Origin of the sequence: Larkinella sp. (assembly GCF_965227735.1) — a bacterium.
Taxonomy (GTDB): Bacteria; Bacteroidota; Bacteroidia; order Cytophagales; family Spirosomataceae; genus Larkinella.
Map to the genome: position 1 here is coordinate 3,466,400 of NZ_OZ245776.1, position 25,661 is coordinate 3,492,060.

At 50.3% G+C, this 25,661-nt stretch carries 18 protein-coding genes and 4 tRNA genes; 1 reads left to right on the top strand and 21 read right to left on the bottom strand.

Annotated features, from left to right (window positions below; genetic code table 11):
- Positions 1-85: 85 nt before the first annotated feature.
- Positions 86-1,564, bottom strand: a complete 1,479-nt coding sequence (locus ACO064_RS13340) for a RagB/SusD family nutrient uptake outer membrane protein (RefSeq protein WP_421827812.1) — start codon at positions 1,562-1,564, stop codon at positions 86-88.
- Between the two features lie 19 nt (positions 1,565-1,583).
- Positions 1,584-4,532 carry a SusC/RagA family TonB-linked outer membrane protein gene (locus ACO064_RS13345; protein WP_421827813.1) on the bottom strand — a complete coding sequence of 983 codons (2,949 nt, stop codon included), beginning with the start codon at positions 4,530-4,532 and terminating at the stop codon, positions 1,584-1,586.
- A gap of 303 nt (positions 4,533-4,835) precedes the next feature.
- Here ACO064_RS13345 and ACO064_RS13350 point away from each other — a divergent pair, with 303 nt between their 5' ends.
- A complete protein-coding gene (locus ACO064_RS13350; RefSeq protein ID WP_421827814.1) occupies positions 4,836-7,547 on the top strand; it encodes a triple tyrosine motif-containing protein in 2,712 nt (903 codons plus the stop codon).
- 51 nt (positions 7,548-7,598) lie between these two features.
- Here the strand turns inward: ACO064_RS13350 and rpsG are convergent, their stop codons facing one another.
- The 19 genes from rpsG to ACO064_RS13445 form a co-directional block, all read right to left on the bottom strand.
- Entirely contained in the window at positions 7,599-8,066 is a 468-nt protein-coding gene (rpsG, locus tag ACO064_RS13355; RefSeq protein WP_114406408.1) for a 30S ribosomal protein S7, read from the bottom strand.
- A gap of 75 nt (positions 8,067-8,141) precedes the next feature.
- On the bottom strand, positions 8,142-8,564 hold the full coding sequence (gene rpsL, locus ACO064_RS13360; RefSeq protein WP_114406409.1) for a 30S ribosomal protein S12: 423 nt from the start codon (positions 8,562-8,564) through the stop codon (positions 8,142-8,144).
- 122 nt (positions 8,565-8,686) lie between these two features.
- The gene (locus tag ACO064_RS13365) at positions 8,687-9,007 is read right to left on the bottom strand and encodes a DUF3467 domain-containing protein (RefSeq protein ID WP_421827815.1); all 321 of its coding nucleotides are present in this window, start codon (positions 9,005-9,007) and stop codon (positions 8,687-8,689) included.
- Between the two features lie 207 nt (positions 9,008-9,214).
- Positions 9,215-13,543: a DNA-directed RNA polymerase subunit beta' gene (rpoC, locus tag ACO064_RS13370; protein ID WP_421827816.1), complete on the bottom strand. Its 4,329-nt coding sequence runs from the start codon at positions 13,541-13,543 to the stop codon at positions 9,215-9,217.
- A gap of 328 nt (positions 13,544-13,871) precedes the next feature.
- The gene (gene rpoB, locus ACO064_RS13375; RefSeq protein ID WP_421827817.1) at positions 13,872-17,735 is read right to left on the bottom strand and encodes a DNA-directed RNA polymerase subunit beta; all 3,864 of its coding nucleotides are present in this window, start codon (positions 17,733-17,735) and stop codon (positions 13,872-13,874) included.
- Between the two features lie 200 nt (positions 17,736-17,935).
- Positions 17,936-18,316, bottom strand: a complete 381-nt coding sequence (rplL, locus tag ACO064_RS13380) for a 50S ribosomal protein L7/L12 (RefSeq protein ID WP_114406413.1) — start codon at positions 18,314-18,316, stop codon at positions 17,936-17,938.
- 80 nt (positions 18,317-18,396) lie between these two features.
- A complete protein-coding gene (gene rplJ / locus ACO064_RS13385) occupies positions 18,397-18,933 on the bottom strand; it encodes a 50S ribosomal protein L10 (protein ID WP_114406414.1) in 537 nt (178 codons plus the stop codon).
- A 1-nt stretch (position 18,934) separates the two neighbouring features.
- Positions 18,935-19,633, bottom strand: coding sequence for a 50S ribosomal protein L1 (gene rplA, locus ACO064_RS13390; protein WP_114406415.1), 699 nt, complete (start codon positions 19,631-19,633; stop codon positions 18,935-18,937).
- A gap of 27 nt (positions 19,634-19,660) precedes the next feature.
- Positions 19,661-20,104 (bottom strand): 50S ribosomal protein L11, encoded by a 444-nt coding sequence (gene rplK / locus ACO064_RS13395; RefSeq protein ID WP_421827818.1) that lies wholly within the window; start codon positions 20,102-20,104, stop codon positions 19,661-19,663.
- A gap of 85 nt (positions 20,105-20,189) precedes the next feature.
- Positions 20,190-20,747: a transcription termination/antitermination protein NusG gene (gene nusG, locus ACO064_RS13400; protein WP_138993071.1), complete on the bottom strand. Its 558-nt coding sequence runs from the start codon at positions 20,745-20,747 to the stop codon at positions 20,190-20,192.
- Positions 20,748-20,825: 78 nt separating this feature from the next.
- Positions 20,826-21,017 carry a preprotein translocase subunit SecE gene (secE, locus tag ACO064_RS13405; protein WP_114406418.1) on the bottom strand — a complete coding sequence of 64 codons (192 nt, stop codon included), beginning with the start codon at positions 21,015-21,017 and terminating at the stop codon, positions 20,826-20,828.
- Positions 21,018-21,029: 12 nt separating this feature from the next.
- Positions 21,030-21,103, bottom strand: a tRNA-Trp gene (locus ACO064_RS13410).
- A gap of 176 nt (positions 21,104-21,279) precedes the next feature.
- Positions 21,280-22,467 carry an elongation factor Tu gene (gene tuf, locus ACO064_RS13415; protein ID WP_114406419.1) on the bottom strand — a complete coding sequence of 396 codons (1,188 nt, stop codon included), beginning with the start codon at positions 22,465-22,467 and terminating at the stop codon, positions 21,280-21,282.
- 59 nt (positions 22,468-22,526) lie between these two features.
- Positions 22,527-22,598 (bottom strand) — tRNA-Thr (locus ACO064_RS13420).
- An 85-nt stretch (positions 22,599-22,683) separates the two neighbouring features.
- Positions 22,684-22,759, bottom strand: a tRNA-Gly gene (locus ACO064_RS13425).
- An 82-nt stretch (positions 22,760-22,841) separates the two neighbouring features.
- Positions 22,842-22,927 (bottom strand) — tRNA-Tyr (locus ACO064_RS13430).
- Positions 22,928-23,114: 187 nt separating this feature from the next.
- A complete protein-coding gene (locus tag ACO064_RS13435) occupies positions 23,115-24,131 on the bottom strand; it encodes an outer membrane beta-barrel protein (protein WP_421827819.1) in 1,017 nt (338 codons plus the stop codon).
- 4 nt (positions 24,132-24,135) lie between these two features.
- Positions 24,136-24,990, bottom strand: coding sequence for a hypothetical protein (locus ACO064_RS13440; RefSeq protein ID WP_421827820.1), 855 nt, complete (start codon positions 24,988-24,990; stop codon positions 24,136-24,138).
- Entirely contained in the window at positions 24,971-25,558 is a 588-nt protein-coding gene (locus ACO064_RS13445; protein ID WP_421827821.1) for an RNA polymerase sigma factor, read from the bottom strand. Before ACO064_RS13445 ends, ACO064_RS13440 begins: the two co-directional genes overlap by 20 nt.
- Positions 25,559-25,661 lie beyond the last annotated feature (103 nt).

Consider the following 25,661-nt stretch of genomic DNA (forward strand, 5'->3'; position numbering starts at 1 on the left):
AACGCGGGTTGAACGGATCAAAATGGATTTACACAGATAAAAATCCGTTTTGACCCGTTCAATCCGCGTTCCCACCATCAACAAATTAATAACCGGGATTTTGCGTTAATACGCCCCCGCTGGCGTCGATTTGCGGCTGTGGAATGGGCATCAATTCGCTCTTGCCATCGACAAATTGCTTGTTGAGCGCCCGCAGAACCGCGCCAGCCCGGCCCTGCCGCACCAGATCCCAGAAGCGGTCGTGTTCCATGGCCAGTTCCACCCGGCGTTCCTTCCAGATCGCGGTTTTCAGTTGTTCCTTGCTGGCGAAAACGACATTGGGCAACAGGGCGGCATTGCTGCCCCGAGCCCGCGCCCGAACCGCATTCAGCGATGTTACGGCCTGGGGTGATTGTCCCAGTTCGTTGGCGGCTTCGGCGTTCATTAGCACAATGTCGGCATACCGCAACAGGCGAATGTTCTTGTTGGAATCCCCCATACCGTTGGGCGATTTGGTTTCGTTCTGCGCCACGTATGCCTTTTGATTGTAGTACGGATTCGTTGCATTCTGGATGATGACGACCCCATCGGGCATCGTTTCGCCCCGCTCGATAATCGTAGCCGCTTTTCGCGGATCACCGGTTTCGTAGGCTTTCACCAGATCTTCGGATGGCACATTGAAACCCCAGCCAAACTGCCCCCGGACGCTCTGCACCTCGGCATACTGCGACCCTCCACCGCCCTGGGGTAAGGCCGCATTTTGTACTTCGAACAGCGACTCGGACGTGTTCTCCCCGGCTTCGGTGAAGATCACTTCGTAAGGCGTTTTGAGGTCATACTGTCCCGATTGCATGATTTCATTCGTCAGCCGGAGTACTTCACTCCACTTTCCCTGATACATCGACACCTTCGCCAACCAGCCTTTGGCGGCTCCTTTGGTGACCCGGCCCAGTTCGGTGGCTGCGTATTCCGATTTTTCCGGTAACACCGTGATTGCGTCATTCAAATCCTTTTCGATCTGCTGGTAAATTTGCTGCTTGCTGGCACGCGGCACCGCCGGTGCATCGTCGTCCTGCAACTGCGTAATCAGCGGAACACCGCCAAAGGCCCTTGCCAGATTAAAGTAAAAGTAAGCCCGTAACATTTTGGCTTCTGCAATCAGCCGTGCCTTGAGCGTTTCATCCATTTCGATGGCCGGAACCCGCTCGATGACCTGATTGGCCTTGGCAATGCCCAGATACTGGCCGTTCCAGAAATCATTCAAACCGCCATTGGTCGACGTAACCGTAAACAGATCGAACTCGCTTAGGAAACTCGCATCGCCCGGTTCGCTCCCTTTATCAGCATCATCCGACGGTAGGCTCGAAAGACCGATGAATGCAAAAACGTGGGTCGGCCACTGGCGAAGTTGCCAGTAAATGGCATTGGTAGCCTGAACGGCCCCTTCCTGGCTGTTGAAAAAATCCTCGGTAATCAATTCACCCTGCGGTTTTTTATCCAGGAATTCTTCACTACACGCCTGTCCCGTCAGCATCAGGGAACCCGCCAGCGCAATTCTCAAAAATTGTTTCGATATGGAAATCATGATTCTTGCCCGTTAAAAATTAAAATCCAATTTGTAAACCAACCGTCGTCGTGCGGTAGACTGGCACAACGTCCAGGTCGACCCCCCGGCTCAGGGTGCTGGCATCGTTACCGCCTACTTCCGGCGAGAAGCCCGAGTAGTTGGTGAACGTAACCGGGTTCAGGGCATTGACATACGCCCGGATGGAACGCACACCCAGCGTACGCAGCAAGGTTGCTGGCAGGGTGTAGCCAATTTGAATGTTCCGAATCCGGACGAAGGAGCCGCTTTCGATGAAGTAATTCGACACATCGTAGTTGGGTCCGCCGTTGGTCAGACGCGGCTGGGTCGTCGATGGATTCTGGGCCGTCCAGCGTTCCAGGGCAATCCGTTCGTAGTTTTCGTTGCCGAAACGCACCGCCCGTCGGCCATTGTAAATTTTGTTGCCGTGCGTACCCTGCAAATCAACGCCCAGATCGATGCCTTTAAAGGCAAAGTTGGTATTGAAGCCCCAGAACATCTTTGGAATCGGTGTTCCCAGGTAAACACGGTCATCGCCGTTGATTACGCCGTCGCCGTTGACGTCCTCATAGCGCAGGTCGCCCGGTTTGGCATTCGGTTGGGCGCTGCTCCGCACTTCGTCCGCTGTCTGGAAAACGCCTATTCGGTTATAGCCGAAGAAAGCGCCAATGGGTCGGCCGACATCCGTCAGCGTGGCCGTCCGGCCATTGCCCAGGCTACCGCCAATGATCGGAATACCGCCGTTGCCCAGGTTGGTTACTTCGTTCTGCACCGTGGTGAGATTGGCGTTCAGGCTGTATTTCAAGTCGCCGGCGGTGTCGTTCCAACCCGTCGTGAATTCAAAACCTCGGTTGTAGGCACTGGCGGCATTGGACTGTACCTGACGGCCATTCCCGATGTTGACATTCAGGATCATGTCGGAAGTATTCCGGTTGTAGTAATCGATTTCTGCCGTCAGACGGTTATTGAGGAAGCCCATTTCCAGGCCAATATCCGTCTGGGTAACGGTTTCCCAGAGCAGGTTCGAGGTGTTGGTGCTTTGCAAAGTGGCTCCCTGTTGCAGCGTTTGCCCGGATCCAAAAATGGCGTTCAGACCGCTGCTGATGCGGGAATAATACAGATAGTTGGGAATGTTGGTGTTTCCCAGCTTTCCGTAGCTGACCCGCAATTTCAGGTTGCTGAACAACTGCTGGTCCATCATGAAGGGTTCGTCGATAATCCGCCAGCCCAGGCCAACGGCCGGAAAGGTGGCCCAACGGCTTTCGGTCGGAAAGCGCGACGAACCATCCCGCCGGAGACTTACCGTCAGTAAATACCGGTCCAGCAAACTATAGTTGACCCGAAACAGGTACGATGCGTAGGTAAATTCATAGCTCCGGTTGTCGGGATTGTCGGTCGTTTGGGCACCGACGGTGCTACCCAGCGACAGGAATTTCACGTTGTTGTTATACCCCGGCACGTTGAAGCGGATACCTTGTAGTACGTCGGCGCGGCTATTCTGCGCTGTCGCGCCCACCAGCACGTTTACATTGTGAATCTTGTTGAATGTCCGATTGAATGTCAGCGTGTTTTCCCACAACCAGGTCGTATTGAGTCCATACTCGCGGGTTAGTTTGCTCTGGTCATTCCGCTGGCTGGCCGACACCAGATATTGGGGCAGGTAAATGCTGCTGTTGTTGAGGCCCAGATCCACCCCGAAGCTGGAGCGCACGGTGAACGATTTCAAGAAGTCGAGTTCGCCGTAGATATTCCCGACCAGTTGGCCGCTTTTGGCAATGTCGTCGGTCTGATACGCCAACACCGCTGCCGGATTCGCTACCGTGCTGACACTCGAAAAACCGTAAGTGCCGTCGGCGTTGACCGGCGTGATGGTCGGGTCGGCGTTGTAAGCCGTTTGAACAATCCCCCCCGGGATGTTATTGGACTGCGCCCGTGAGAAAGCGAGGTTGTTGCCAAGCCGGAAATTTCCCGTCAGTTTGTAGGTATTGTTTAACCGGAAAGTCAGGCGGTTATAGGCCGACTTGTCCACAATTCCCTTTTCGTCGTAATAACTGCCACTGACGTTGAAGGTGACCTTTTCGTTGCCGCCTGAAGCCGTAATCTGGTGACTCTGTACACTCCCGTTGCGGAAAATATAATCGAACCAGTCCGTTCCGGCCCCAAACGAGTTCGGGTTCGGAAATTTAATGGCCCCACCTTCGCTGACGGCCACTTCGTTCACCAGCGTGGCAAACTCGCTGGCATTGGTCATATCGAGCTTTTTACTGAGCTGGGTAACACCACCGAAACCTTCGTAATTGAACGTGGTTCGACCGGATTTACCGTTTTTCGTTGTCACCAACACCACGCCATTCGCTCCCCGAACCCCGTAGATAGCCAGCGAGGAGGCATCTTTCAGCACATCGATGGTTTGAATGTCGGACGGATTCAAAAACCGGATGTCATCGACAAACATGCCATCCACCACGTACAGTGGATTGCTGTTTCCCACCGTGCCGACCCCCCGAATCCGGACGTTCGGTGCTGCGCCCGGCAAGCCCTGGTTGGTGGTAATCAACACGCCAGCCGCTTTGCCCTGCAAGGCCTGCGTCGCATTGGCCACCGGACGGCTGGCAATATCCTGGGCTTTCACGGTAGAAATCGCGCCGGTCACATCGGCCTTCCGCTGCACACCATATCCGACCGCTACTACTTCGGTCAATGTCGTCACATCTTCTTCCAACTGCGCATCCACGGTTGGGCCATTCACCGTGCGTTCGGTTGGCTTCATACCGATAAAACTAAAAACCAGCACATCCCCCTGATTAGCCTCGATGCTGTACTGACCATTGGCGTCGGTATTGGCTCCTTTCGTTGTATTCTTGATCTGAACACTGACACCCGGTAAGACCGAACCATCAATCGCTGTCACTTTCCCATTGACTCGTTGTTGCGCCCAGGCCGTAGCCGTCAGTAGCAACAATACCATTAAACTGAGTATACCCCTCTCCATAATTTTTCTGATAAATTGTTTGCTTATTCTTAGCTCAAATGTAAACGAACTCCGACCAGATTCTGTTAAAAAGGGGTACATCACTACCACATCATTTTAACTATACAATTAGTTAACCCCTTGAAAACTACCCAAAACTACCCATTAAAGCACTGTAAGTGAATACATTATATTTTCAATAACTTTTTACATTACTTGTGTACACTCATCATGTCAAGGCGTTTTCGACAAATAAGGAGGTTTATCTTCTTTCCAATTTGGTTACTCCTGTTATCCGATTTGACGGCGACACCTGCTTCCCAAAATTTGTTCCTGGCTCCCTACATCCGAAATTTTCCCAAGCAGGATTATCAGGCCTACAATCAAAACTGGTCGCTTTGTCAGGATAAGGTTACCGGTTTCTTCTATGCTGCTAACTCCAAAGGCTTGCTGGAATACGACGGAACGCGCTGGCAAACCTATCGACTGCCCAAACGGCAAATTGTTCGGTCGGTTGCGATTGATCCAACAGGACGCATTTATACAGGTGGTTTGGGTGAGATTGGCTATTGGCAAGCTAATGCTGCGGGCATACTTCAGTATCGTTCACTTTCCGGTCAAATCCCCAACAAGCTTTTCCCCAAAGAGGAAATCTGGAACATCGTTATTGGCTCCGACTTCGTCTTTTTTCAGTCTTTTTCAACCGGTTTTTTGTACCAACATGGGCGGATTTCCGAAGTGCGTTTACCGGGCAATGTGCTATTCCTTTACGGAGTTCGTAACCGGTATTATCTTCAATCCATCGGAAAAGGGTTGTATGAATTGGTGAATGGGAAATTCGTTTCCCTTCCCAATACGGAGCCGCTGGGTTCCACGGCGGTTCATGCGATCCTCCCGTACGGGCAGAAAGGGCTGCTGATCGGCACCCGTGATCACGGTTTATTTCTATACGAAAATGGCCAGCTTTCGAAATTGAACCACCCTGCCAGCCAGTTTTTGCAGCGGTATCAATGCAATAAGGGGCTGGCGTTGTCGGATGGCCGGTATGCTTTCGGTACGATTCTCAACGGGATGATTGTCACCGATACCATCGGCACTATTTTGTATTCTGTCAATCAGCGGGAGGGGCTACAAAACAATACCGTCCTCTCGCTGGCCCTCGACCTCAAAGGAAACGTCTGGGCCGGGCTCGATGATGGCATCGATGCCCTTGCATTCAGTTATCCGCTGAAGTATTTTACCGATCCGAACGGTCAGCTGGGAACACCCTACGATGCGGTTCTTTACGATAAGAAGCTGTATTTAGGCACCAATCATGGTGTTTACTGGTGCGAATTTCCCTCCGCCGGTTTACCGGTTTATCATCTGGTGGATGGCTCGCAGGGGCAGGTCTGGGATTTAACCGTGCTCGACGGACAGTTGCTCTGTGGCCACAACGCCGGTACATTTCGAATAACCCCTTCCGGTGGGTGGGAACCCCTTTTCACGCAAACCGGTGGCTGGAATTTACGCGCATTGGCTTCACAGCCCGGTTTTGCACTACAGGGGACCTATACCGGCTTGTGTGTTTATCGTCGTGCTCCGGACGGCAAATGGCAATTTAGCCATTCCATCGCAGGATTTAGCGAACCCATTCGGGAGGTTTGGGAAGATTCGGAGGGAAAAATCTGGCTGCGTCACGCCCACAATGGCGTGTATTCGATCCAATTATCAGCTGATTTACGGAAAATCATTCACCTCAACTGGGTGGCTTCCTACTCCAAAGAGGCCGATTTGAAAAAGCAGTTTGGGGTTTCGGGAACGATTCGGCGAATTTTTGATGGCTGGAACGATGAACAGCTCTTCTTACGGCAGGATGGCAGTCTCCTGGTGGCCAAACCGGATGGCTTAAAAGCGGAATTTTCCATCAGCCATTTCGCCTGGATGGACGATTATGAGAACATTGTCCCACTGGATTCTACTTATTACTTGCTGTGTTTTGAGAAAGGTTATGCGCTTTTGCCCCGGCAGGAGCTGTCAACGGTAAGCAATCAACAGCTGACCAGTAAACCCTTGATCCGGCAGTTGGCCGTTCTGAATGGAAACGACAGCCGATATTTTACCTTTCGCAGTGTCTCATTGCATTCATTTTCACCGGTTCTGAAAGCCAGAGAAAACCACCTGGTCTTTCAGTTTAGTCAACCCGAATCCATTCAGGAGCCTTTATTCAGCTACCGTCTGGCCGGATTGGACGAGGATTGGTCAGATTTCAGCCCACTGGCCGAAAAAGAGTATGCCAGTCTGAGGCCAGGTATCTACGAATTTCAGGTGCGCTCTACCTCTGACGGTTCCGTTACCTCGTTTCCGTTTGAGATTCTGCCGCCCTGGTACCAGCGCTTCTGGGCCTATGTTGCCTACTTTCTGATTGGATGCGGTTTGATTGGTGGGAGCTTTTACGTTCACCGGCGACAGGTGGCGGCTCACCAGACCAAAGTTCGGCAGCAAATGGAGGAGAAACTGACCCGTGAGCAGGAAAAGCACCGGCAGCAACTGATGCAGGTTCAGAAAGAAAAACTGGAGCAGGACGTCATCGGCAAGTCGGAGGAGTTGGCCAACACCACCATGAACCTGATTCACAAAAATGACCTGTTGCTCAAATTAAAAGGAGAAGTTGAAAAACTGAAAGATGAAGTGCAACAGCGGCAAACCATCGATCAGGCCACGGGACACATCAACCAGCTCGTCAAACTGATCGATTCAAATATTTCAAGCCGGCACGACTGGAAAGTGTTCGAAAAGAACTTCAACAAAGTTCACGAACAGTTCTTCAAGCGGTTACTGAGTCAATACGACGGTTTGACGCCCGACGACATGCGGCTGGCGGCCTATCTGCGGATGAATCTTTCGAGTAAAGAAGTGGCTAAATTGCTCAACATCACCGTCCGGAGTGTCGAACTGAAACGGTACCGCTTGCGAAAACGATTGAATCTCCCACAGGAAGCGAACCTGAACGAATTTATGATGGCCTTTTAAACGAAAAAAACCGCCTTTTGAGCGGTTTTTTCAATACGAATCTGGTTCGGATTAGAACCGGAAGTGGGAGAATGCCTTGTTGGCTTCGGCCATCCGGTGGGTGTCATCCTTTTTCTTGACGGCAGCGCCTTCACCTTTTGCTGCTGCTACGATTTCCGCTGCCAAACGATCGACCATGGTTTTTTCACCACGTGAACGGGCATACTTGATCAGCCATTTCATGCCTACTGATACTTTACGATCAGGACGTACTTCCGTCGGAACCTGGAATGTGGCACCACCTACCCGGCGGCTTTTCACCTCAACTGAAGGCATTACGTTGTTCAACGCCTTTTTCCAAACATCTAAGCCATTGTCGTTGGTTTTTTTCTCAACCAGCGCCAGTGCGTCGTAGAAAATGGAGTACGAAAGGCTCTTTTTACCTTCGTACATGAGGTTATTTACAAATTTCGTTACCAGCGTCTCCTTGTATTTAGGATCGGGTAAAACGTATCTTTTCTTTGGTTTTGCTTTTCTCATGATCTTCAGATGATAAATCTTACTCTAAACGTTGTGCATCTTTGGCAACGCTCAGTCAATTAAATCCGGGAGCTATTATTTTTTCTTTTTAGCTGGGGCTCCCTTCGTCGGTGCAGCTACCTGACCCGGTTTCGGACGTTTCGTACCGTATTTCGAGCGGGCTTGTTTCCGGCCGCTTACGCCAGCCGTATCAAGTGCTCCACGCACGATGTGATAACGCACACCCGGAAGGTCTTTCACCCGACCACCCCGTACCAGCACAATCGAGTGCTCCTGCAGGTTGTGGCCTTCGCCCGGAATATAGGCGTTAACTTCTTTGCCATGTGACAGACGCACACGGGCTACTTTACGCAAAGCCGAGTTTGGCTTTTTGGGGGTGGTTGTGTATACACGCGTACACACACCACGGCGTTGTGGGCAAGAGTCCAATGCCGGCGACTTTGATTTAAAAGTCAGCTTTTCACGGCCCTTGCGTACTAATTGTTGTATCGTAGGCATTGTATCAGAATTGGTATTACTACAGTCCTCTGGAAAAATAGGAGTGCAAAATTAGCTAAATTGGCCGAAAAACCAAAGTGACGGGCGAATTAATTTTTAGTAATTTCTTGTCCATTACCGCATTAGGCTTCGCCGATCGGCCCGCCAAATTGGGTCGGAAACCGAAATGCGTCCTCAGCCCCATTAATGTCACCGTAGGTATCTTCAAATTTCCGGATGTTCTCTTTCAGGGCTGTCAACAACCGCTTGGCGTGTTCGGGGGTCAGAATGATCCGGGATTTTACCTTGGCTTTGGGAATACCGGGCATCAGACGAATGAAATCGATGATGAACTCACTGTTGGAATGCGCAATCATGGCCAAATTGGCGTAGATCCCTTCCGCAATTTCTTCCGTTAATTCGATGTTGATCTGTGCGTCCTGATCGGGTAACTGGTTTTCCATAGTCATTCGGTGTAAGAATCAAAGATAAAGAACTCTCTGCGGTTTTCCGTAGTTCAAAAAAACTGCGGGTATTTTTTATCCACCTGACCAGCAACCTATTGACTATGCGGTGTCAGATTGTTCTGGATTGAGTCGGCATTGATCTATACAAAAACAGGGCCAGACCGAATGGCCTGACCCTGTTTACCTTTTATGTGTCGATCGAAACTAAACCGTTTCGCGTTTTTTGCTCCGCGTGAATTTCTCGCGCGTTTCAACGAACGTTTCGTATTCTTCTTTCGAGTTGACAATGATGTTGGCGTACCGGCGCGTTCCCGTACCAGCCGGGATCAGGTGGCCTACCAACACGTTTTCTTTCAAGCCTTCGAGATAATCGGCTTTTCCACGGATCGACGCTTCGCTCAACACCTTGGTCGTTTCCTGGAACGAAGCTGCCGACAGGAAGCTTTCCGTACCCAACGACGCCTGAGTGATTCCCTGCAGGGTCGGTTGTGAAACCGCCGGCATGGCATCGCGAACATCGACCAGTTTCAGATCCCGACGTTTCAGGCTCGAGTTTTCATCGCGCAGACGACGTACGGAAATGATCTGACCGGCTTTCAGGGTTTCAGAATCACCCGGATCCATGACGACTTTCATGTTCATGATTTTGTCATTTTCGGTCCGGAAGCTCCATTTGTCAACCGATTGCATATCCAGGAAGATCGTGTCACCAGCGTCCATGATTTCCACCTTCTGCATCATCTGACGAACAATCGCTTCGATGTGTTTATCGTTGATCTTCACCCCTTGCAGACGATATACCTCCTGAATTTCATTTACCAGGTATTCCTGCACCGCGGTTGGCCCTTTGATCGACAGAATATCCGACGGCGTAATGGCACCATCCGACAGCGGATCACCCGCCCGAACGAAGTCATTGTCCTGAACCAGAATGTGTTTAGACAAGGGCACCAGGTATTTTTTCTTCGTTCCGTCTTTCGACTCGATATAGATTTCGCGGTTACCGCGTTTGATCGTACCATAGGTAACAACACCGTCGATTTCGCTCACAACCGCCGGGTTCGACGGGTTACGCGCTTCGAACAATTCCGTTACCCGGGGCAGACCACCCGTGATGTCGCGGGTTTTACCGACATTACGCGGAATTTTCGCCACCGGCTGACCGGCTTTGATCGACTGACCATTTTTCACAACCAGACGGGCACTTACCGGCAGGTTATAGCTTTTCTCGGTTGTGTCTTCCAGCAGGATGCTGGTTCCTTTCACCATGATTGCCGGGTTTTTGGTCTTATCCCGGCTTTCGATGATCACCATTTCCTGGAAGCCCGTTTGTTCGTCAAACTCTTCGCGGTAGGTAATGGCCTCTTCGATGGCTTCGAATTCCAGTTTACCGGTTATTTCAGACAAGATAACGGCGTTGTAGGGATCCCAGGCGCAAAGTTCGTCTCCCTTCTTCACCAGTTGGTTTTCTTTAACCCGCATGAAAGCACCGTAAGGCACGTTATTGCTGATCAACACCAGATTCGGATTAGCCGGATCGACAATTTTCACTTCACCGGAACGACCCATCACGACCGTAATCGGGTTGCCTTCGTTATCGACCGATTCAACAGTCCGCATTTCTTCAAACTGAACCATCCCGTCGAATTTCGCCCGGATGGACGCATCGACTGCGATGTTTGAAGCAGTACCCCCAACGTGGAAGGTCCGAAGCGTCAACTGCGTACCCGGTTCCCCGATAGACTGTGAAGCAATTACGCCCACGGCCTCACCGATGTCGACCATCCGACCCGTTGCCAGGTTCCGACCGTAGCATTTCGCACAAACGCCTTTTTTGGCTTCGCACGTCAACACCGACCGGATTTCAACGGTTTCGATGCTGGTTTCGTCAATAGCAGCCGCGATTTCTTCGTTGATTTCGCTACCACCCGCCACGATCAGTTCTTTCGTCAACGGATTGTATACATCGTGTACCGTAACCCGGCCCAAAATCCGCTCCGACAGTGGTTCAACAACGTCCTCGTTGTCTTTCAAAGCCGAGATCTGCAGACCGCGCAACGTTCCGCAATCATCTTCCGTAATGATGACATCTTGTGCCACATCGTGCAAACGACGGGTCAGATAACCGGCATCCGCCGTTTTCAAAGCGGTATCGGCCAGACCTTTCCGCGCACCGTGCGTCGAGATGAAGTACTCCAATACGTCCAGACCTTCTTTGAAGTTCGACAGGATCGGGTTTTCGATGATTTCACCAACTGAACCTTGCAGGTTCTTCTGTGGCTTGGCCATCAAACCCCGCATACCACCTAACTGCCGGATCTGTTCGCGTGAACCCCGGGCTCCGGAGTGCATCATCATAAAAATCGAGTTGAATCCTTGCTGATCGGCTTCCAACTGCTTCATCAGGGTTTCGGTGATCCGGCTGTTGACGCGCGTCCAGATGTCGATCACCTGGTTGTACCGTTCGTTTTCTGTAATCAGACCCATCAGGTAGTTGTTCCAGACCGACTCAACCTCCTGTTTGGCTTCACCAATCAGTTTTTCTTTCGCATCAGGAACCTTCACGTCACTCAAACCGATGGACAAACCGCCTTTGAAGGCCATTTGGAAACCGAGTTCTTTGATGTCGTCCAGGAACTGAGCGGTTTTCGAACCACCCGAAATCTTGAAGATATACGAAATGATTTGCTGCAGTTTTTTCTTCGTCAGCAGTTCATTGATATAACCTACTTCTTCCGGCACGGACTGGTTGAACAGTACCCGACCGGCTACGGTTTCGATGATTTTGGTTTCCAGTTCGCCTTTTTCATTCCGAACTTTCGTCCGAACGTTCACATTGGCGTGTTTGGAAACTTTCTTTTCATTGATAGCAATGATTACCTCTTCTGCCCCGTAGAACGTCATGCCTTCGCCGATGATCGGATATTCGGGCGTACTCTTGCGGCCTTTCGTCACATAGTACAAGCCCAAAACCATGTCCTGCGACGGTACCGTAATTGGCGCGCCATTGGCCGGGTTCAAGATGTTGTGCGATGCCAGCATCAGCATCGACGCTTCCAGAATAGCTTCCTGTCCCAGCGGAACGTGAACGGCCATCTGGTCACCGTCAAAGTCAGCGTTGAAAGCCGTACAGACGAGTGGGTGCAACTGGATTGCTTTTCCTTCAATCAGTTTCGGCTGGAAAGCCTGAATACCCAAACGGTGCAGCGTTGGAGCCCGGTTCAACAAAACGGGGTGACCTTTCAATACGTTTTCCAGAATGTCCCAAATAATCGGGTCTTTCCGGTCAACGATTTTCTTCGCTGATTTTACGGTTTTGACAATACCGCGTTCGATCAGTTTCCGAATAATAAACGGCTTGAAAAGTTCAGCCGCCATGTCTTTCGGCAGACCGCATTCGTGCAGTTTCAGTTCTGGTCCAACGACGATTACGGAACGACCCGAATAATCGACCCGCTTACCCAACAAGTTCTGACGGAAACGTCCCTGCTTTCCTTTCAGCATGTCCGACAGCGACTTCAGCGCCCGGTTTCCTTCTGAACGAACCGCATTGACTTTCCGGGAGTTGTCGAACAAGGAGTCGACTGCTTCCTGCAACATCCGCTTTTCGTTCCGCAGAATCACCTCCGGCGCCTTGATTTCGATCAGACGTTTCAGACGGTTATTCCGGATAATCACCCGGCGGTATAAGTCATTCAAATCAGAGGTAGCAAAACGGCCACCATCCAGCGGCACCAGCGGACGAAGTTCCGGCGGAATAACCGGCACCATGCGAATCACCATCCACTCGGGGCGGTTTTCAACGCGGGTGTTGGCATCCCGGAAGGCTTCAACCACTTTCAGACGTTTCAGGGCTTCTGCTTTCCGCTGTTGTGATGTATCCGTTGCCGCAGCGTGGCGCAGGTTGTACGACAGTTCGTCCAACTTCACCCGTGACAGCAGCATCTCGAGGGCTTCGGCCCCCATTTTGGCAATAAACTTCTGCGGATCAGAATCCGGCAAAAGCTGGTTGCCACTCGGCAGTTTATCAACAATATCCAGGTATTCATCTTCCGTCAAGAAGTCCAGTTCCTGAATACCATCTTCCCCTTTGATACCGGTTTGAACGACAACGTATCGTTCGTAATAGATAATCTGATCAAGTTTCTTGGTAGAAAGACCGAGCAGGTATCCAATTTTATTCGGAAGGCTCCGGAAATACCAGATGTGAGCCACCGGAACCACCAGTTCAATGTGTCCCATCCGTTCCCGGCGCACCTTTTTCTCCGTTACTTCCACCCCACAGCGATCGCAAATAATGCCCTTGTAGCGAATCCGTTTGTACTTCCCGCAATGGCATTCCCAGTCTTTGACCGGCCCGAAGATCCGCTCACAGAACAAACCGCCCATCTCAGGCTTGTAAGTCCGGTAGTTGATCGTTTCAGGTTGGGTCACTTCCCCGTACGAACTCTCCAGAATGGACTCAGGCGAAGCCAGGCTTATCAGCACCCTGGAAAAGTCGCTGTTGAGTTTTTTGTTCTTCTTAAAGGACATACTTGTATGGATTTTTTAAAAGCTAACCACCACTAGATTAAACAACTTTTACGCAACTATCATTCACCGGTGTGATTGCCCGCACACCCTGTACATATTAGGTAGCTGATCGTAAAGCATCCTGCGCTTTTCAGGAAGAGAAAGAAAACCGGTTTTGGCAATGTAAAAGCGCATATGCATAAAAAACAAGCACGTAGATTGAGGATGTTCAACCGTGTACTTGTCGTTTTTTCAGGAAATTATGAGTTTTGGTGTCACACATGCAAATCCGTTCAGCGAACTAGTAATACCGGTCGATTCGGTTGAACCGACCGGTAAACTATTTTTATCAGTCCATCGTCACCTCAAGGGCCAGACCGCGCAGCTCGTGTACCAACACGTTGAACGATTCCGGAATATTGGGTTTCGGCAGATTTTCGCCTTTCACGATGGCTTCGTATGCTTTGGCACGGCCCACGACATCATCGGATTTAACGGTCAGGATTTCCTGAAGAATGTGCGATGCTCCGAATGCTTCGAGCGCCCAAACCTCCATTTCACCAAACCGCTGACCTCCAAACTGTGCCTTACCACCCAACGGCTGTTGCGTAATGAGTGAGTACGGCCCAATCGAACGGGCGTGCATTTTATCATCTACCAAGTGACCCAGTTTCAGCATGTAAATAACACCCACGGTAACCTTCTGATCGAAACGTTCGCCCGACAACCCGTCGTGGAGATACGTACGGCCAAATGAAGGCAGCCCGGCATCATTCAATTCCGAAACAACCTGATCTTCTGTCGCTCCGTCAAAAATGGGCGTAGCATATTTGCGACCCAATTTCAAACCGGCCCAACCGAGTACGGTTTCGTAAATCTGACCCAGGTTCATCCGCGAAGGTACACCAAGCGGGTTCAACACGATGTCGACCGGCGATCCGTCAGACAGGAACGGCATGTCTTCATCCCGAACAATGCGGGCCACAACCCCTTTGTTCCCGTGACGACCGGCCATCTTGTCACCCACTTTCAGCTTGCGCTTCTTGGCCACATAAACTTTCGCCAGTTTTACAATACCCGCCGGCAATTCATCACCCACTTCCAGCGTAAAACGCTCGCGCTTGAAGCGACCGGTGATTTCGTTCCGACGGTTGTTGTAATTTTTAACCATCTGGGTCAGCAACTTGTTCGTGTGCGGATCATCTGTCCATCCTTCGATCAACAAGTCACCCAACAGGTTCACTTCTTCCGGAACGGAATAGCTGCTTTCGTCACGATACGGGTTTTTGTCCGGGAACAGGTTATCCGTGATGTTCTTCCGTGTAAACTTAACGCCCTTGCTCGTGATGTTATCGCCGAATTTGTGGTTGATTCCCTGCGAAGTCTTCCCTTCCAGCAACGTCGACATCTTGTTGATCATGCGCTCGCGCACACCGATCAACTCCCGGCTATACCGTTTCATCAACGCCTTGATTTCATCCTTATGTTTAGAGCGTTCGTCTTTGTTCGGGCGCGAGAACAGCTTCGTATCAATCACAACACCTTTCAGCGACGGTGGTGCTTTTTTGGAAGCATCCTTCACATCACCGGCTTTGTCGCCAAAGATGGCACGGAGCAGTTTTTCTTCCGGCGTCGGATCGCTTTCTCCTTTTGGCGTGATTTTACCAATCAGAATATCGCCTTCCTTCACTTCCGTACCGACACGAACAATCCCGTTTTCGTCGAGGTTCTTCACGGTTTCTTCCGAAACGTTCGGAATTTCTGCCGTCAGTTCCTCTTCACCGCGTTTGGTATCACGTACTTCGAGTTCAAACTCTTCGATGTGGATCGACGTAAAGATGTCTTCGCGAACAACGCGCTCCGAAATCACAATCGCATCCTCGAAGTTATAGCCCTGCCAGGGCATGAAGGCTACCTTCATGTTCCGGCCCAGCGCCAGCTCACCGCCTTCGGTTGCATATCCTTCGCAAAGCGGTTCGCCTTTTTTCACTTTCTGACCTTTCAGAACCATCGGCCGCAGGTTGATACAGGTATCCTGGTTCGTCCGGCGGAATTTAATCAGGTTGTAGGTCTTCAGATCGTCGTCAAAACTGATCAACCGCTGATCGTCGGCCAAATCGTAGCGAACCACAATTTTGGTCGAATCCACGAACTCAATCACGCCGTTTTCTTCGGCAATAACCAGCGCGCGGGAGTCAATCGCAACGCGTCCTTCCAGACCGGTTCCGACGATCGGAGCCTGCGGGCGGAGCAGCGGAACGGCCTGCCGTTGCATGTTCGATCCCATCAGAGCCCGGTTGGCATCATCGTGTTCCAGGAACGGAATCATCGAAGCGGCCACCGAAACGATCTGGTTCGGCGCAATATCCATATAGGTAATGCTCGACGGTTCCGAGATTGGGAAGTCACCTTCAAAACGTGACTTGATCCGGTCTCCCGTCAGCACCCCTTTCGGATCGACCTGCGTATTCGCCTGGGCGATATAATGCGTATCTTCTTCTTCGGCCGTCAGGTATTTCACCGGAATATCGGGCACAACTTTACCGCTGTCAATAATGCGGTAAGGCGTTTCGATAAAGCCCATGCTGTTAACCTTCGCGTAGACACAAAGCGACGAAATCAAACCAATGTTTGGTCCTTCCGGCGTTTCAATCGTACACAGACGACCGTAGTGCGTGTAGTGAACGTCACGAACCTCAAAACCGGCCCGCTCGCGCGACAGACCACCGGGTCCGAGTGCCGACATCCGACGTTTGTGCGTCACTTCGGCCAGCGGGTTGGTCTGGTCCATAAACTGCGACAACTGGTTCGTACCAAAGAACGAGTTGATCACCGAGGACAAGGTCCGGGCATTGATCAAATCGACCGGTTTGAAATCTTCGTTATCGCGAACGTTCATCCGTTCTTTGATCGTCCGCGCCATCCGCGCCAGACCGACGCCAAACTGGGCGTACAATTGCTCACCGACCGTCCGGACGCGCCGGTTGCTCAGGTGGTCAATGTCATCGACAACGGCTTTAGAGTTGATCAGACCGATCAGGTATTTCACGATGGAAACAATATCTTCCGTCGTCAATACCTTCGTATCAGGCGCTACGTCCAGACCCAGTTTTTTATTGATCCGGTAGCGGCCAACATCGCCTAAATCATAGCGTTTGTCCGAGAAGAACAAACTCTGGATGATTTCACGGGCGGTTTGCTCATCCGGAGCCTCGGTGTTCCGAAGCTGACGGTAGATTTGCTCAACCGCTTCTTTCTCCGAGTTAGAGCTATCTTTCTGCAGGGTGTTGTAGATGATGTTGTAATCAGCGACGTTCATATCCTCCTTGTGCAGGATGATCGACTTCTGTCCTGAATCGGTAATGGTGTCGATGTGATCAGCCGCAATGACTGAATCACGCTCCATCAATACCTCATTCCGGCTGATTGACACTACTTCTCCCGTATCTTCATCCACAAAATCTTCCGTCCACGTCCGCAAAACCCGTGCAGCCAGCCGACGGCCTACTACTTTTTTCAGGTTTGCCGGCGTTGCCGGTATCTCTTCAGACAATCCGAACAAGTCCAGGATTTCCTTATCCGAACCAAAGCCAATGGCCCGCAGCAACGTCGTTACCGGAAATTTCTTTTTCCGGTCGATGTACGCATACATGACGTTGTTAACGTCGGTCGAGAATTCAATCCAGGATCCTTTGAACGGAATGATCCGTGCTGAATACAATTTCGTTCCGTTGGTGTGCTTGCTCATCGAGAAGAACACGCCCGGTGACCGGTGCAATTGAGAAACAATTACCCGCTCGGCTCCGTTGATGACAAACGAACCTTTCGCCGTCATATACGGAATATTTCCTAAAAATACTTCCTGCTCAATGGTCTCGAAGTCTTCGTTGTCCGCATCGTTACAGGAAAGCCGTAATTTAGCCTTCAACGGCACCGAATACGTCAGACCCCGGTCGATACACTCATCGACCGAATATTTCGGGGGATCCACCGAATAATCGATAAACTCCAGCACGAAATTCTCGCGGGAGTCAGAAATCGGAAAATTTTCTTGAAAAACTTTAAACAAACCTTCTTTCGAACGATTATCAGAAGGGGTGTCTAACTGAAAAAAATCTTGGAAAGATTGTATCTGAACATCCAAAAAATCCGGATATTCGATCACTGGTTTGATTTTCGCAAAGCTTATACGCGTGGTTGTTTTCGTAGCCAAGACTTCGTTGCGTTTAGTTATAGTGATCGAGATTGACTCGTCCGCTTACTTTTGCTATACAAAAGGGCGTAAACGGACAACGTAATATACAGGAAAATAGTTTGCTTTCCCGTGTGTACAGCGCAAAACTCCCCAAACAGGAAAAGACCTGACAGATGCCAGGCCTATTCCCGGGGGAGAATGTGATGCCCCAAGCAGGGTTATTTCACTTCAACTTCTGCTCCGGCTTCTTCCAGTTGCTTGCGCAGCGCTTCGGCTTCGTCTTTCGCAACACCTTCTTTCACTGGTTTTGGAGCTGTATCAACCAATTCCTTGGCTTCTTTCAGGCCCAGACCGGTCAGGTCTTTCACCAATTTCACAACGGCCAGTTTGCTGGCGCCTGCTGCTTTCAGGATCACGTCAAAAGACGTTTTCTCAGGAGCGGCTGCAACTTCTTCACCGCCACCACCACCGGCTACCATCACGGGAGCTGCTGCTGCTGGTTCGATGCCGTATTCGTCTTTCAGAATAGCAGCCAGTTCGTTAACTTCTTTTACCGTCAGGTTGACAAGCTGCTCCGCGAACGCTTTCAAATCTGCCATTTTCGTATTCTTGATTAGATTGTTACAAAATTGATTTAAAACTGTACCCAGGGACAAGAGTCCATGAGCCTTGTACTATATCAGGCGGCTTCCCGCTCCGACAGTGTTTTGAGGATACCGGCCAGTTTGTTGCCACCACTCTGCAGACCAGAAATAACATTCTTGGCAGGTGATTGCAGCAAGGCGATAACGTCGCCGATGAGTTCGTTCTTGGTTTTCAGTGTCAACAGCGTCTCCAATTGGTCGTGACCAATAAACAGGCTGTAATCAACCGATGCGCCTTTCAGCTTCAGCTTATCATTACCGGCTTCTTTGCGGTATTGCTTGATCAGCTTGGCTGGAACTTTACCCGATTCTGCGTGGAACATAACGCCGGAGAATCCCGTCAGTACAGCCTCATCGAAGGAAGCATAATCGGTTTCCAGCGTTTCCAGTGCTTTCCGGATCAGTGTGTTTTTGATAACCCGGTATTCGATACCCTGGTCGAAACACATCCGACGCAGTTTGTTTACTTCGGCAACCGACATGCCACTGGCATCGGTGATATAGAAGTAGGGAACCGTCTTGAACTTCTCGCTCAGTTCCTCAATAATCGCTCCTTTTTCTTCCCGTGTCATGTTACAGTCCTGATACCGTCGTTTTATCAATTACTACACTCGGACTCATCGTGCTTGACAAATGAATCGTTCTTACATACGTACCTTTGGAGGACGAAGGCTTTAGGCGCAGCAGGGTTGCAATAATTTCCTGTGCGTTTTCGGCCAGTTTGTCCGGGTCGAACGACACTTTACCAATACCGGCGTGAATGATTCCGAATTTATCGACTTTGAAGTCAATTTTACCGGCTTTCACTTCACGAACCGCCTTGCCTACTTCCGGCGTCACCGTGCCCGATTTCGGGTTTGGCATCAATCCGCGCGGCCCCAGAACCCGGCCCAGTTTACCAACTTTAGCCATAACGTTCGGCATCGTAATGATCACGTCGACGTCCGTCCAGCCTTGTTCGATTTTGGTAATGTATTCGTCCAGCCCAACGAAGTCAGCACCGGCTTCTTTCGCTTCAGCTTCTTTATCCGGTGTGCACAATACCAGCACACGAACGGTTTTACCCGTACCGTGGGGCAATGTAGCTACACCCCGTACCATTTGATCGGCTTTCCGGGGATCAACGCCCAAACGAACGTCGATGTCCACCGAAGCGTCAAACTTCGTATACGAGATTGTCTTTAAAATCTCGGCAGCCTGCGCCAATGAGTACTCTTTCGCAACTTCGTATTTGCTCAGAGCATCCTTTTGTTTTTTAGTCAGTTTTCCCATGATCGTCTCTGAATTTGACTGCTGAAATTAATTTTCCCAGGGAGCTTTCCCCGATACCGTGATGCCCATACTCCGGGCGGTACCGGCAATCATCTTCATCGCTGATTCGATGGTAAAGGCGTTCAGATCCGGCATTTTCGTTTCAGCAATCTGCCGAACTTGATCCCAGGTTACTGAGCCAACTTTGTTCCGGTTCGGCTGGGCCGATGCGGTTTTGACTTTGGCGGCCTCCATCAACAGGATGGGTGCAGGCGGTGTTTTGATGACAAATTCAAACGATTTGTCTTTGTAGTACGTGATCAGTACAGGAAGGACCATGCCTGCCTTATCCTGCGTCCGTCCGTTGAACTGCTTGCAGAATTCCATGATATTCAAACCCTTGGAACCCAACGCTGGTCCGATCGGAGGAGAGGGATTGGCAGCACCACCCTTCACCTGCAATTTCACGTAGCCAACTACTTCTTTTGCCATTGCTTCTGGTTTGTTACGCTAAGCCCTGCGAATGACTGTCCGTCCAGTGGGAAGCATACGACGGCATGGTCTCGGGCATAGCCAGTTAATTTTCCTTTTCTACTTGTGCGTAACTCAGCTCTACAGGGGTATTTCTACCGAAAATTTTGACTACCACATTCAGCTTCTTCCGTTCGTCGAACACTTCCTCGACGGTTCCAATAAACCCACTGAACGGGCCATCAACCACTTTTACCGACTCTCCTTTGATAAACGATACCGTAGGGGTCGTCACTTCCTGAGTTACCTCATCGACTTTCCCTAAAATACGATTTACCTCAGCCTGCCGCAACGGAACCGGTATTTTGGTCGGGCCGTTGGCGTTTCCCAGAAAGCCCAGAACGCCGGGCATGCTGGTAATCAAGTGGGAGACTTCGCCGTTGGAGAGATCGGCTGAAATTAAAATATAGCCCGGAAAGAACGTTTTCTCACGAACCCGCTTTTTTCCGTTCCGCATTTCGTATACTTTTTCAGAGGGAATCAGAATCTGAGGAACAAAGTCACCCAACCCTTGTCTGGCAATTTCATTTTCCAGATAAGACTTGACTTTCTTTTCCTGGCCAGAAATGGCCCGGACGACATACCATTTGATTCCGCTTTCCATCGTGAATTCGTTACGAATTGTAATTGTTGCTGAATGATTACCAACTCCGAATCACACAGAGACAATTATGACCTGGCATCAAAACGACTGATAAAAAAGGTTCAGCGCGTTTTCAAACAAAAAATCGATGCCTCCTACCAGCAGTGCAAAAATCAGCGATGCAATCAAGACCAATGTAGAGCTGGCTTGCAAATCGCCAAACTTTGGCCATGTAACATTGTGCTGAACCTCCTCCAGGGAGTCTTTCAGAAATGAGGTAACCTTGTCCATCTGTGATGTGATTGGCACGGGTGGAGAGATTCGAACTCCCATCAACGGTTTTGGAGACCGCTATTCTACCCTTGAACTACACCCGTGTTTAGTTAGAAGAAAGAGAAAAGAAATAAGACAAAAGATGCGAATCAGGCCTTTTATCTTAGCTCTTTTCTCTTTGTTCCGGTTTGCCCGCCGAAACGGACTGCAAAGTTACTAAATATTCAGAAAAAACAAGTGCATTCCCCGAAAGAAATGCACCTGTTTCAATAGCCTTGTATTAGTCGAGGATTTCCGTTACCTGACCGGCACCAACCGTCCGGCCACCTTCGCGAATAGCGAAACGAAGACCTTTCTCCATGGCGATTTTGTTGATCAGGACTACTTCAATCGTGATGTTATCACCGGGCATAACCATCTCAACGTTTGCAGGCAGAGAGATCTCACCCGTTACGTCCGTGGTACGGAAGTAAAACTGTGGACGGTATTTGTTAAAGAATGGCGTGTGACGACCACCTTCTTCTTTCGACAGAACGTAAACCTCAGCTTTGAATTTAGCGTGTGGTTTTACAGAGCCTGGCTTGCAAATAACCATACCACGACGGATATCAGTTTTTTCAATACCACGCAACAGCAAACCTACGTTGTCACCGGCTTCACCACGATCCAGAATTTTCCGGAACATTTCAACCCCCGTAACAACTGACTTCATGTTTTCGGCACCCATACCCAGAATCTCAACCTGCTCGCCAGAGTTGATGATTCCGCGTTCGATCCGACCCGTAGCTACCGTACCACGACCCGTGATGGAGAACACGTCTTCCACCGGCATCAGGAACGGAAGTTCGGTCTGACGTGGAGGCAGCGGAATGTAGCTGTCAACGTTAGACATCAGATCTTCGATGGTAGCAACCCATTTGGCATCACCATTCAGACCACCTAAAGCAGAACCCTGGATCACCGGAATGTTGTCACCATCATATTCGTAGAAGCTCAGCAGTTCGCGGATTTCCATTTCAACGAGTTCCAGAAGTTCCGGATCGTCGACCATATCCACTTTGTTCATGAAAACAACCAACTGAGGTACACCTACCTGACGGGCCAGCAGGATGTGCTCGCGGGTCTGGGGCATTGGGCCGTCTGTAGCAGCCACAACCAGAATGGCACCGTCCATCTGAGCAGCACCCGTAACCATGTTTTTCACATAGTCAGCGTGGCCTGGGCAGTCAACGTGTGCATAGTGACGATTTGCCGTCGAATATTCTACGTGCGAGGTATTGATGGTAATACCACGCTCTCTTTCTTCCGGTGCGTTGTCGATGGACGAGAAGTCGCGTTTTTCGGCCAAACCTTTTTCTGACAACACTTTCGTGATGGCAGCGGTCAGGGTTGTTTTACCGTGGTCAACGTGACCAATCGTACCAATATTGACGTGCGGCTTGGAACGGTCAAAATTTTCTTTAGCCATTGTTGGAAAAGCTTAAATTGAACTGGTTATTTTAAATTGATTGAAATTTGCCGTTTCTGAGCCGTTGAGGGGATTTGAACCCCTGACCTCTTCCTTACCAAGGAAGTGCTCTACCACTGAGCTACAACGGCTTTTGTATACGCAAAACTAAGAAAAATGAATAATGCAGAATGAAAATGATTGACTCGTCACGTTCATTATACACTATTCATTATCTGGAGCGGGAGACCGGGCTCGAACCGGCCACCTGAAGCTTGGAAGGCTACCGCTCTACCAAATGAGCTACTCCCGCTTTTTTCAGTTTTTAATTTTACTGCTCGCCGTTTCAACCGGAAACGATAAACTCAAAACTATAAACTAACTTCACTTTTACTTGGTGGGGAGTGGAGGATTCGAACCTCCGAAGGCGTACGCCAGCAGATTTACAGTCTGATCCATTTGGCCACTCTGGAAACTCCCCTTTCAGTCCTTAAAAAGTACTTTTTGATGTCACTCAACCAGCACTTCTGCCAACGGAGTTGCAAAATTACATGCTTTTTTTGCTAAGTCAACTATTCGCTTAAAATAAATTTAGATGAACCAATTTTGTAATAAACAAAAACCGCCACTGGCCTGCGCCAACGACGGTTTTTGCCCCTCAGAAATTCTTATAAACCAATTCCGAAGCTCAACGCCCGGACGTTCGGCCCTTTGTTGTCCTGGAACATGGGATTCAGATCGTACTTGACAAAGAAGTTCGTGCGGGCAATGCCGATGTGGGCAATGAGGCCATAGCGAAAATCATTCAGGTAAAAATTTGAGTGCTGCCGTTCCTTGTTATTATCCTGCTCTTTGATTTTCGTATAGCTATCGACCCGATACCCCGCGTATCCACCAAAACCCAGATGGCCCATCTTGCGGCCACTGCTGTTGTAAAAACTGAGCCGCGGCACCACCGGTAAATTTATGGAACAAACCGTCAGTTTACTTTTCTTTAAATCCCGCCCGGCATCTGAAAACACAATCCCGTCGGCCCCTTTCAGCGCAATGACATCGTTTTCAAACATGTAATTATTCCAGGACACTTCTATTCCGTAATAAAGCTTGAAACCTACGTGCTGGCTTCGGGCAATGGTTGGCATCTGACTCAGTGCCAGGCTGATGTAACGGGAACCCAATGGCCGTAGTCGATAACTTTCGGCGGGATAATTCGGATTGGCGCTCTTTTCAACCAGGCTGTTCAACCCGATGCCGCCCCCTTCGGCTCCCACTTCCCACTTGTCTTTTTTCCGACGACGGTTGTGGCTTCCGCTCGACCAGTCCGAATCATTATCCGAACGTTCATAGCGTCGATCATCCGATTCTTTGATCGTCACACTCACCTCGCCATCCCGCTGGGTCACAATCAAAACCGTATCCTGTAAATACCGCTGCACCCGGTTTTCGTCGATCACAATGAACGTCTCCCCCGCTTTGGCAGAATCGAGCTTCATGCCCATGTCGCGGATAATTTTATTGATGTCGTAATTGGACAACTGCCGGATTCCTTCTTTGTCGTTGGAGTGGATAACCAGCCGGGTTTTGTTGCCGAATAAAATAACCAGTGAGTCGGCTTTCAGACTTTCGGGAGCGGCCCACGCCAGGCTACCGAACAGCATCAGGAGGGTGGTGAATACGGATTTCATGGTTCTATTTGTTGTTTGGATTTTTCTTGAATGCACTGTAGCGCAGGTTCTCATACGAATTGGAAATCTTCTCTTTTCCTTCCTGAACCCGCTCCGACGCCCGGGCCAGCAACGCCCCCGGCTGAACGCCCACTTCTTCCCATTCGACGGGTTCACCGGATTTTATCTTGTTGAACTGGCGCAGTACCCGGCCCAAACGGAAGCGTTTTTTCTTCGGCTGATCCTCATCATTACGCTCCGTAAAATCAGCGTTTTCGGATTCTGTTGACGCCACCAGAGCCGTTGGTTTGATTTCCGGAGCCGCCATCTGAACCACCAATGTCCGTTCGGCCGGTTTAGGAGTTACTTCGGCCGCCAGCAGCGTTTCCGGTTTCCGGACTTCTTCCTGCGGGACTGAAACGGACGGTTTTTCAGTGACCACCAGTTCCTGAGCAGCTTGTGGAGCCGGCTTCACATCCTGATGGCTGTCTTCTTGCTGACTATTCTGACTATTGCTTCGACGAGCCGCCGGTTTTTCAAATGCGATGACCGGTTTTTCCATTTCGTCCAATGCTGACGGCAGATCGGTTTTCGATGGTGCAGGTTGCTGGCCCGGTGCTGCCTTTTTCAGCGTCTGCTGTGCTACCCGGTTGGTTGCCGGACTGTTTTCGACGGTTTCATCGCCCGACCACAACCACCACGACGCCAACAGCACGACAGCTACGCTGGCGGCCGATGCATACCACCAGACAAACGGTGATTTACGTTCTTCCTTCGCGTTCATTCGGCGCTGGAGTTCTTCCCACGAAGCCCGTTCCGGTTTCACCCTGTGGTCCCTTAACTGGCTGGAAAACAGATCGTCAATAGGATGCTGGCTCATAACTTACTGATTTTTTTTTTACGTCCAACTGCGTCAGCAACCGTTGCAGGAGAGCCCGTGCGCGGTGCAGTTGCGATTTGGAGGTACTTTCGGTGATTCCCAATGATTCGGCTATTTCGGCGTGGCTATACCCTTCGATGGCGTAGAGATTGAATACGGTTTTGTAGCCCGACGGCAATTGTTCGAGCAGATTCATCAGGTCTTCGGCCATCAAATCCTGATCGGCAAACGTGGTGTCGGCTTCGGGTGCGGCCTCTTCGAGCGCAATTTCGGCCCGCCATTGTTTGTTTTTCCGCAGATACATCAGGGATTCATTCACCATGATCCGCCGAATCCAGCCTTCAAAACTGCCTTCGTTTTTATACTGCCCGATTTTTTCAAAAACCCGCATAAAACCGTCCATCAGAATCTCCTCAGCTTCGTAGCGGTTGGAGACATATCGGACGCAGATCGTCAGCATTTTCGACGAATACCGCTCAAACAACGCCTTCTGCGCCCGGCTGTCCGCCCGTTGCAGTGCCGTTATGAGCTGCGCTTCCGTTGAATAGCCGAGTAATCGTCGAATCATGCTGGTTAAGAATCGTTTTCAGGAACAAGATGCAAACCGGGTTGGTCGAGGTTGCACGGTGGGTTGAAATTATTCAAAAAAGAAGCCCGGTCGACTGACCGGG

What these genes read in the sequence shown, in the direction of transcription:
- ACO064_RS13340 (WP_421827812.1), bottom strand. Translation starts at nt 1,564, where the DNA reads ATGATTTCCATATCGAAACAATTTTTGAGAATTGCGCTGGCGGGTTCC.
- ACO064_RS13345 (WP_421827813.1), bottom strand. Translation starts at nt 4,532, where the DNA reads ATGGTATTGTTGCTACTGACGGCTACGGCCTGGGCGCAACAACGAGTC.
- rpsG (WP_114406408.1), bottom strand. Translation starts at nt 8,066, where the DNA reads ATGAGAAAAGCAAAACCAAAGAAAAGATACGTTTTACCCGATCCTAAA.
- rpsL (WP_114406409.1), bottom strand. Translation starts at nt 8,564, where the DNA reads ATGCCTACGATACAACAATTAGTACGCAAGGGCCGTGAAAAGCTGACT.
- ACO064_RS13365 (WP_421827815.1), bottom strand. Translation starts at nt 9,007, where the DNA reads ATGGAAAACCAGTTACCCGATCAGGACGCACAGATCAACATCGAATTA.
- rpoC (WP_421827816.1), bottom strand. Translation starts at nt 13,543, where the DNA reads ATGTCCTTTAAGAAGAACAAAAAACTCAACAGCGACTTTTCCAGGGTG.
- rplL (WP_114406413.1), bottom strand. Translation starts at nt 18,316, where the DNA reads ATGGCAGATTTGAAAGCGTTCGCGGAGCAGCTTGTCAACCTGACGGTA.
- rplJ (WP_114406414.1), bottom strand. Translation starts at nt 18,933, where the DNA reads ATGACACGGGAAGAAAAAGGAGCGATTATTGAGGAACTGAGCGAGAAG.
- rplA (WP_114406415.1), bottom strand. Translation starts at nt 19,633, where the DNA reads ATGGGAAAACTGACTAAAAAACAAAAGGATGCTCTGAGCAAATACGAA.
- rplK (WP_421827818.1), bottom strand. Translation starts at nt 20,104, where the DNA reads ATGGCAAAAGAAGTAGTTGGCTACGTGAAATTGCAGGTGAAGGGTGGT.
- nusG (WP_138993071.1), bottom strand. Translation starts at nt 20,747, where the DNA reads ATGGAAAGCGGAATCAAATGGTATGTCGTCCGGGCCATTTCTGGCCAG.
- secE (WP_114406418.1), bottom strand. Translation starts at nt 21,017, where the DNA reads ATGGACAAGGTTACCTCATTTCTGAAAGACTCCCTGGAGGAGGTTCAG.
- tuf (WP_114406419.1), bottom strand. Translation starts at nt 22,467, where the DNA reads ATGGCTAAAGAAAATTTTGACCGTTCCAAGCCGCACGTCAATATTGGT.
- ACO064_RS13435 (WP_421827819.1), bottom strand. Translation starts at nt 24,131, where the DNA reads ATGAAATCCGTATTCACCACCCTCCTGATGCTGTTCGGTAGCCTGGCG.
- ACO064_RS13440 (WP_421827820.1), bottom strand. Translation starts at nt 24,990, where the DNA reads ATGAGCCAGCATCCTATTGACGATCTGTTTTCCAGCCAGTTAAGGGAC.
- ACO064_RS13445 (WP_421827821.1), bottom strand. Translation starts at nt 25,558, where the DNA reads ATGATTCGACGATTACTCGGCTATTCAACGGAAGCGCAGCTCATAACG.